This window comes from Niallia sp. (assembly GCF_031978665.1).
Classification (GTDB): domain Bacteria; phylum Bacillota; class Bacilli; order Bacillales; family Cytobacillaceae; genus Niallia.
In genome coordinates this window covers 8915-9925 of the sequence record NZ_DALZDK010000068.1, presented here as the reverse complement: position 1 = coordinate 9925, position 1011 = coordinate 8915, and the positions used below count along the sequence as shown (strand labels likewise).

The 1011-nt window shown below is 43.9% G+C and carries 1 pseudogene; it reads right to left on the bottom strand.

The features are described from left to right. Nucleotides 1-147: 147 nt before the first annotated feature. A pseudogene (locus RTL21_RS22865) lies at nucleotides 148-1011 on the bottom strand (LLM class flavin-dependent oxidoreductase); the annotation flags it as partial.

Genomic DNA, 1011 nt, shown 5'->3' with positions numbered 1-1011 from the left:
TTCCCTTTTTGCCTTTTTTCTCCGCTCCACGGGCACAGAGCGGCCTTCTCTGTTCCCTTTTTGCCCTTTTCCCCACTCTACAACAGGGTAACTACCTATAACAAAAAAAGAGAATGCCTCTTATTAACAAGCATTCCCTTTTCATCATTAATTTTCGCTTTCCCATGCAGCAATTTCTTTGCGGACAATAGGGGCTACTTCGGTTCCAAGTAATTCAATTGCTCGCAGCACCTGATCATGTGGCATACTGCCAACTGGAACGTGGAGCATAAATCGAGTGATGCCTACATTTTTGCGAAGATGAATGATTTTATCTGCTACCGTACGTGGATCTCCCACATAAAGCGCTCCGTTTTCACTTCGAGCTGCATCGAAGGTTTCTCTCGTATAAGATCCCCATCCTCTTTCTTTTCCAAGAACGTTCATTGCATATTGAGTAGATGGGAAGAATGCATCTGCAGCACTTTCTATCGTTTCTCCCACAAATCCATGGGAATGAGAAGCAACTGTCAGCTTTTTCGGATCATGACCAGCGTGCTCTACCGCACGATAATAAAGCTCCACAAGTGGAGCGAATTGAGTTGGATTCCCGCCAATAATCGCCAGCACTAGCGGCAAACCAAGAATTCCTGCACGTACAACAGACTCACTATTTCCCCCGCTTCCAATCCAAATTGGCAATGGATCCTGCACTGGTCGCGGATAAACACCAAGATTATTAATACTAGGACGGTGCTTCCCACTCCATGTTACTTTTTCAGATGCTTGCAATTTTAAGAGTAAATCTAATTTTTCATCAAATAATTCATTATAATCATTTAAATCATAGCCAAAAAGCGGGAATGATTCGATAAAGGAGCCGCGGCCAGCCATAATTTCAGCACGTCCATTTGATAATCCGTCCAATGTCGCAAAGTCTTGGAAGACTCGAACAGGATCATCAGAAGAAAGACACTAACCGCACTAGTTAAGCGAATACGGCTTGTCTGTGTAGCCGCTGCTGCTAAAATC